Consider the following 5,653-nt stretch of genomic DNA (forward strand, 5'->3'; position numbering starts at 1 on the left):
TCGATTCGGCCGGCGCTCGATTCGGCCGGCGCTCGATTCGGCCGGCGCTCGATTCGGCCGGCGCTCGATTCGGCCGGCGCTCGATTCGGCCGGCGCTCGATTCGGCCGGCGCTCGATTCGGCCCAGCCGAAAAGCGAGCAACCAACGACCACGCTTCCGCACTACGCGCCGTACCCGGCCTACCTCCCGCAGCTCGAACAGATCCCTGGAAGTACCGCCGTACTCCCCTGCCTGTGCTCACCACCCACCGACGGAAAGCCAAACCCGAGCACACCTCTTGCACCAAGGTGCCGACCACGGGTTTCCGCTGCGCAGGTTCTAGAAGAATCGAGCGATCCAGCGCAGCAGGGTTCAAAAGCAGGTGGTGGTTAGGGAGGGGATTGGGGGTGTGTCGCCGGGATACCTGATATGGCTTGGCATAGCGTAGTCGAATAATTTTCCATATAGCTTCGGCGCGTCGTACTCGAATAGTCGATGTGGGCGGGCACAGTGGCCCCATGGAATCCGCATCGAGGGGCGTGCTGAGCGATCGGCAATGGGCAGATGCGGTGTTGCTCCCGCACCGGCCGTTCGCAACGAACAACCTCCAACGAGGTCAGTACCGGATGAGCCGAGACGACGCGTTGGCAATGCGGTACGTCGAGCATTCACCGCACGCACTGCTCGGATCCATCGTCATCGACTGCGATCACGTCGACGCCGCGATGCGCGCATTCGAGCAACCGTCCGACCATCCGGCGCCGAACTGGGTCGCACAATCGCCATCCGGCCGTGCACACATCGGATGGTGGCTCGGCCCCAACCACGTGTGCCGCACCGACAGCGCTCGACTGACACCGTTGCGCTACGCCCACCGCATCGAAACCGGTCTCAAGATCAGCGTCGGCGGCGATTTCTCGTACGGCGGGCAACTGACCAAAAACCCGATACACCCGGATTGGGAGACGATCTACGGCCCGTCCACCCCGTACACATTGCGGCAACTGGCCACCATCCACACACCACGGCAGATGCCGCGTCGGCCCGATCGAGCCGTGGGCCTTGGCCGCAACGTCACCATGTTCGACACCACCCGGCGATGGGCATACCCACAGTGGTGGCAGCACCGAAACGGAACCGGCCGCGACTGGGACCACCTCGTCCTGCAGCACTGCCACGCCGTCAACACCGAGTTCACGACACCACTACCGTTCACCGAAGTACGCGCCACCGCGCAATCCATCTCCAAATGGATCTGGCGCAATTTCACCGAAGAACAGTACCGAGCCAGACAAGCACACCTCGGCCAAAAAGGCGGCAGCGCAACAACACTCGCCAAAATCGAAGCCAACCGAGCGCGAGCAACCAAATATGATGAGCAGTCAATGTGGGAGGCGATTATCTGATGGGCGGAGCCAAGAATCCGGTGCGCCGGAAGATGACGGCGGCAGCTGCGGCCGAAAAATTCGGGGCCTCCACTCGCACAATCCAACGGCTTTTTGCTGAGCCGCGTGACGATTACCTCGGCCGCGCGAAGGCTCGCCGTGACAAGGCTGTCGAGCTGCGGAAGCAGGGGTTGAAGTACCGAGAAATCGCCGAAGCCATGGAACTCTCGACCGGGATCGTCGGCCGATTACTGCACGACGCCCGCAGGCACGGCGAGATTTCAGCGGAAGATCTGTCGGCGTAGCCAGGTCAGCGGGTTGTCGGGTTCCGAGCGGCGCTCGGCCCCCGGATCGGCCGGCGGATGGTGTTCTGCCTCTGGCACAGCGTCAGCTACCGCCGAAGGCCTGTCATCGACCGGCTTCGGCTGAAGTATGAGCAACGTCACAGCCTGTGATTGGATGATCCGCTCCCGCTCGACCGCGACCTGTTCAGCTGCCGCCCGCTGAGCATGAGCAACGGCCAACTCCCGTTCAAGATCCGCGATCCGCTGGACATGATCAAAATCAGGGTGGCCATGCCCGCGTACACCCTCTGGCAGACCTGACAGACTGGGCTTATCTGGAATGATTCCAGCTCCGATGAGGTCTTCGATTCCGATCGACCAGCCTTCATCGGTTTTGATCGCACCCGGAATTTTGCCGGCTTCAATTCTCCGGAGCAGCGTCGTGCGGCTGACACCTGTCCGTTTGGACGCTTCGGACAATGACCAACGCGGACGGGATGGCCGTCCTTTTCCTGTCGTGTCCACGTCCATGACCATAACGCGAAGATGCCCTGTCCAGACTGACCTTCAATATGCGTGTGGCGTCGTTAAAATTCGCAGTTCCAGCGCCTTTTCCACCGTGTAATGAGTTGTCGGAACTAATCGATTGAGGCAAGCATCAGAATTGCCAGTTTTAAGCTCAGGCACCAAAAACGGGGAGGAATCATCTTGATCGGGAAACGCTTTATTGCCGTATCGGCCTTGTGTTTGGCAACTACAGGAGTGTTGGGTGCGGGAGTAGCAAGCGCTCAAACCGGAGGGGGTTCACAGCCCGGATATTGCTCTCCTGCTACCGGATGCGCTGGCAACGACTCCAACGGAAACAGGATCGTCCCGCAAAGTCAGGCACCTGATGAAACGACCCTTCGCGGCCGTATCTCATGCGGCGGCGGGCTGGCAATGGCAGCCCTCGGACCGGGTGGAGTGGCAGCAGGAGTTGGTGCAGGACTAACTTTCATCGGTTGCTGAAACTGCTGTCACAGCAGCAGTTTCTCCTGCGATGAATCCATGGACCTGAACTAAGGTTCTAGGCATGGATGAAGAACGCGATACAAGTCGGATGGGGTGGATTGGTCACCTCGTGATGGGCGTGGCTTTCATTGCGGTCGGCATCGGATACCTACCCTCTGCTCCGCTCCCCCTCTGCATCGGCTTGTTTGTCGTCGGAACGTACATCGCCGCAAAACCCTGGCTGAAGCCTTGGATTGCCAAGTGGCGTACAAATTCCGCGGCCAAACGCTGACGTTTCTCTCAGCGCTAAGCGAGACCCACTGTGGGCGTGAACCTCTAACTTGAGGCTTCACGCCCACAGTCATATCCGGATCAAATTCCCAAAGTGAAACGAGCAAATTTCAGCGACCTTTCTCGTGGGCGCGCCATCTATTCGCGGACCCGGACGGTGTGGATGAGATCGGCCAGGGCACGCCGGGTTCGGTCGTGTCGGGGGTCGTGGGTGAGTTGGCCGGTGCGTACTTGTTCGGTCAGTGTGGTGATCACTTCCGAGCATGCGCGGGGGCTGTTAAGCACTACGGGCACAGCAGTTTTCGGGTCCATTGTGGCGGCTGCGGCTTTGTCAGTGGGGTAGTTGAGCAGTCCGATCGAGCTCGGCTTAACGGTTCTGCGGAACGTGGCGTGTAGGTCGTTGATGCCTCGGTGCAGCCGTGAGAGTGCGTGTTCGGGGACCGTGGCGGCGTCGAGTTTGCGTTGCAACGCGGCCAGCACCGACAGTGCCGTGTCGATGTCCTCGGCCGCGCGGGCCGCTGCGACGGTCGCGGTCATCCGCTCCGGAACGGGCTTCTCCACCACCCGTGTGTGGTCGCGGATCTGCAATCCGATCGCGCCGCGCTCGGCGGCGCGGCGTTCCTCGGAGGCGAGTTTGCGGCACCGGTCCGAGCACCACCGGGCTGGTCGGCCGCGAGGTTTGACGGTGACCGGGTTTCCGCAGCGTGGGCAGGTGTTCGGGTCCATCTCGTCAGCATAAAACATTTCGTCGCCCGAAAAGATGGTCGGTGTCGTTGCCTGAATGCAAGAGGTGTGTGGCACTTGGGGTGAGCAAGAAAGGCGTTTCCGGGTAGATGGCGATATAGGTCGATAGACGGGTGGGGAAGCGGGCGGGTAGGTGAGCACGGCCAGGGGAGCAGCGCGGGCAGTGAGCGGGTGTCGAGAACTGCGGGAGGTAGGCCGGGTACGGGCTGTGTGTGCGGCAGGTTCATCGCTTCGATGCCGGGGACCGGAACGATGGCCGCCGCCTCGAAAACATTTCGTCGCCCGAAAGTGCGCCCCCAAAGTCTGAAACTCTGCCTATGGTGTGTTCGGTTTGGGCTCTGCGCTGGTGAGGGGTGGATCGGGGAACTGAGGAACGAAGTTCCGAGCGAATGGTGATGCGAGCCGAGTGCGCCAGCGCGACGGCCAGGACGCGTAAGGCGTTGAAGCACGAGGGGCGAGGGTGCGACTGGTGAGCGCTGAGACTGTCGATGTCGGCTGGTGGAGGTAACGTTGGCCTCGGACCGGCACCGTCGGGCCGAACAACTTCACACGCGGTTCGTTTCACGAGTGCGTCAACACTCACGATCGAACTGTCACCTGACCAAACCAGGAGACACACCATGACGGATTCCGTCGTGGGCATTTCGCCCACCGCCGCAGACATCACCACTGCCGCGAAAACACTGCTCGACGCCGCGCACACACTCGTGCGCCAGCTCGATCGCTTCGAGTACCAACTGCCCGGCGATATCGCGGACGCGACCGCAGCGGCCGAGTACCTCGAGGAGACGTTCCGCTTCTGCGAATACGTCCTCGTCGAATGGAACCGCGCACTGCCCACACCGCAAGCCGCGATCGCGTTCTACGACTTCCCACAACGCGTGCTGCTGCGCAGCGCGAAGCGGCACACCAAGTCGGCCGCGCGGGCCACGTTCAACGTCGCGCACTCGTTCTTCGACATCACGTTCAACCTTCGCCAGCTCCGGGACTACGGCGCAGTGACCGAACTCGACTGACCTACCATCACACCAGCCGTCATGCGGCTGGGTTTGGTCCAGCCAAACACGGTTAGAAGCCCTCGATTCGTTGACGCGAGTCGGGGGCTTCGTCTTGTCTCCAGCGAGCGTGCCGCACGTGGAGAAGGCGGTTTGTACGGTCGTTCGAATTCGGCCGCGGCGTCGTTCGCGCTGAGTAGTCCAGGTCCACCGATACGGTCCCGGACATCAACGGGAGAACGTAAAAGCTACCTTCCCGGCGACATCGAACATTCGACCGCAGGAGCACGCATGAACGAGCAGCCAACCGCCACCAACACCGCACCCGATCACGGCGAAAAAATTCGCCTCTGGATCGCCGCACTCACACCGATCACGGTCGCCGTCATCGGAACACTCGGCAGCATCGCGTCCGTCGTCCTCAGTCGTTGACAGGCCCAGCGCAGCACCCCGGAACGGGCACCGCGCCAGCGCGGTCAGACTTAGGGCATCTAAGGCACTATCTTGCTCCGCCAGGCCGCCGCCGAGCTCTGCCCGACCAGGACGGAATCCGAAACCCCGGGGTTTTGGAATATCTTGCTCCGCTCGAGGTGACCGAACAGGCAAGAATTTCTCCGCGCACCACCGACACATTTCGACCGAAGGACATCGATGCTTCCGGACCGATTGACCGCGCTCGCCTCCGCCGCACACAACGCCGGAGCACGCGAGAACCTCCACAACCTCGGCGGCGTCCACCACGACGCACACCACGCCACCCTCACCCTCGATCGCTACGCACCCGAAAAGCTCCCAGCGTCCTCCTGGGTCGCGATACTCGACCACCACGCACGCACGCCGCACTAACGAATTCGGCCGGCGCTCGATTCGGCCGGCGCTCGATTCGGCCGGCGCTCGATTCGGCCGGCGCTCGATTCGGCCGGCGCTCGATTCGGCCGGCGCTCGATTCGGCCGGCGCTCGATTCGGCCGGCGCTCGATTCGGCC

The 5,653-nt window shown here is 62.1% G+C and carries 9 protein-coding genes; 7 read left to right on the forward strand and 2 right to left on the reverse strand.

Translation table 11 applies throughout. The annotated features are described in order from the left end of the window. The 3 genes from RhoBH5_RS32115 to RhoBH5_RS32125 form a co-directional block, all read left to right on the forward strand. The coding region (locus RhoBH5_RS32115) for a hypothetical protein (RefSeq protein ID WP_270009582.1) at positions 1 to 372 on the forward strand (372 nt) is incomplete at its 5' end. 125 nt (positions 373 to 497) lie between these two features. Then, positions 498 to 1,385 (forward strand): replication initiation protein, encoded by an 888-nt coding sequence (locus RhoBH5_RS32120; RefSeq protein WP_270009583.1) that lies wholly within the window; start codon positions 498 to 500, stop codon positions 1,383 to 1,385. After that, entirely contained in the window at positions 1,385 to 1,669 is a 285-nt protein-coding gene (locus tag RhoBH5_RS32125) for a replication protein RepB (RefSeq protein WP_011331249.1), read from the forward strand. Before RhoBH5_RS32120 ends, RhoBH5_RS32125 begins: the two co-directional genes overlap by 1 nt. Here the strand turns inward: RhoBH5_RS32125 and RhoBH5_RS32130 are convergent. After that, positions 1,646 to 2,179, reverse strand: coding sequence for a hypothetical protein (locus RhoBH5_RS32130; RefSeq protein WP_270009584.1), 534 nt, complete (start codon positions 2,177 to 2,179; stop codon positions 1,646 to 1,648). The two genes, RhoBH5_RS32125 and RhoBH5_RS32130, sit on opposite strands and share 24 nt — an antisense overlap. Before the next feature lie 541 nt (positions 2,180 to 2,720). Here RhoBH5_RS32130 and RhoBH5_RS32135 point away from each other — a divergent pair. Next, a complete protein-coding gene (locus RhoBH5_RS32135; RefSeq protein WP_270009585.1) occupies positions 2,721 to 2,930 on the forward strand; it encodes a hypothetical protein in 210 nt (69 codons plus the stop codon). A 137-nt stretch (positions 2,931 to 3,067) separates the two neighbouring features. Here the strand turns inward: RhoBH5_RS32135 and RhoBH5_RS32140 are convergent, their stop codons facing one another. Then, positions 3,068 to 3,655 (reverse strand): hypothetical protein, encoded by a 588-nt coding sequence (locus RhoBH5_RS32140; protein WP_270009586.1) that lies wholly within the window; start codon positions 3,653 to 3,655, stop codon positions 3,068 to 3,070. Between the two features lie 638 nt (positions 3,656 to 4,293). Between RhoBH5_RS32140 and RhoBH5_RS32145 the strand changes: the two genes are divergently transcribed. The 3 genes from RhoBH5_RS32145 (at position 4,294) to RhoBH5_RS32155 (ending at position 5,514) form a co-directional block, all read left to right on the forward strand. Next, a complete protein-coding gene (locus tag RhoBH5_RS32145; protein WP_270009587.1) occupies positions 4,294 to 4,689 on the forward strand; it encodes a hypothetical protein in 396 nt (131 codons plus the stop codon). 270 nt (positions 4,690 to 4,959) lie between these two features. Further along, entirely contained in the window at positions 4,960 to 5,100 is a 141-nt protein-coding gene (locus tag RhoBH5_RS32150) for a hypothetical protein (RefSeq protein ID WP_270009588.1), read from the forward strand. A 219-nt stretch (positions 5,101 to 5,319) separates the two neighbouring features. Continuing rightward, a complete protein-coding gene (locus RhoBH5_RS32155; protein ID WP_270009589.1) occupies positions 5,320 to 5,514 on the forward strand; it encodes a hypothetical protein in 195 nt (64 codons plus the stop codon). Positions 5,515 to 5,653 lie beyond the last annotated feature (139 nt).

It is taken from the genome of Rhodococcus sp. BH5 (genome assembly GCF_027583855.1).
Classification (GTDB): domain Bacteria; phylum Actinomycetota; class Actinomycetes; order Mycobacteriales; family Mycobacteriaceae; genus Rhodococcus_F; species Rhodococcus_F qingshengii.

Bases quoted from the DNA above. Each gene is read 5' to 3' on its own strand.
- RhoBH5_RS32120 (WP_270009583.1), top strand. From the start codon at position 498: ATGGAATCCGCATCGAGGGGCGTGCTGAGCGATCGGCAATGGGCAGAT.
- RhoBH5_RS32125 (WP_011331249.1), top strand. From the start codon at position 1,385: ATGGGCGGAGCCAAGAATCCGGTGCGCCGGAAGATGACGGCGGCAGCT.
- RhoBH5_RS32130 (WP_270009584.1), bottom strand. From the start codon at position 2,179: ATGGACGTGGACACGACAGGAAAAGGACGGCCATCCCGTCCGCGTTGG.
- RhoBH5_RS32135 (WP_270009585.1), top strand. From the start codon at position 2,721: ATGGATGAAGAACGCGATACAAGTCGGATGGGGTGGATTGGTCACCTC.
- RhoBH5_RS32140 (WP_270009586.1), bottom strand. From the start codon at position 3,655: ATGGACCCGAACACCTGCCCACGCTGCGGAAACCCGGTCACCGTCAAA.
- RhoBH5_RS32145 (WP_270009587.1), top strand. From the start codon at position 4,294: ATGACGGATTCCGTCGTGGGCATTTCGCCCACCGCCGCAGACATCACC.
- RhoBH5_RS32150 (WP_270009588.1), top strand. From the start codon at position 4,960: ATGAACGAGCAGCCAACCGCCACCAACACCGCACCCGATCACGGCGAA.
- RhoBH5_RS32155 (WP_270009589.1), top strand. From the start codon at position 5,320: ATGCTTCCGGACCGATTGACCGCGCTCGCCTCCGCCGCACACAACGCC.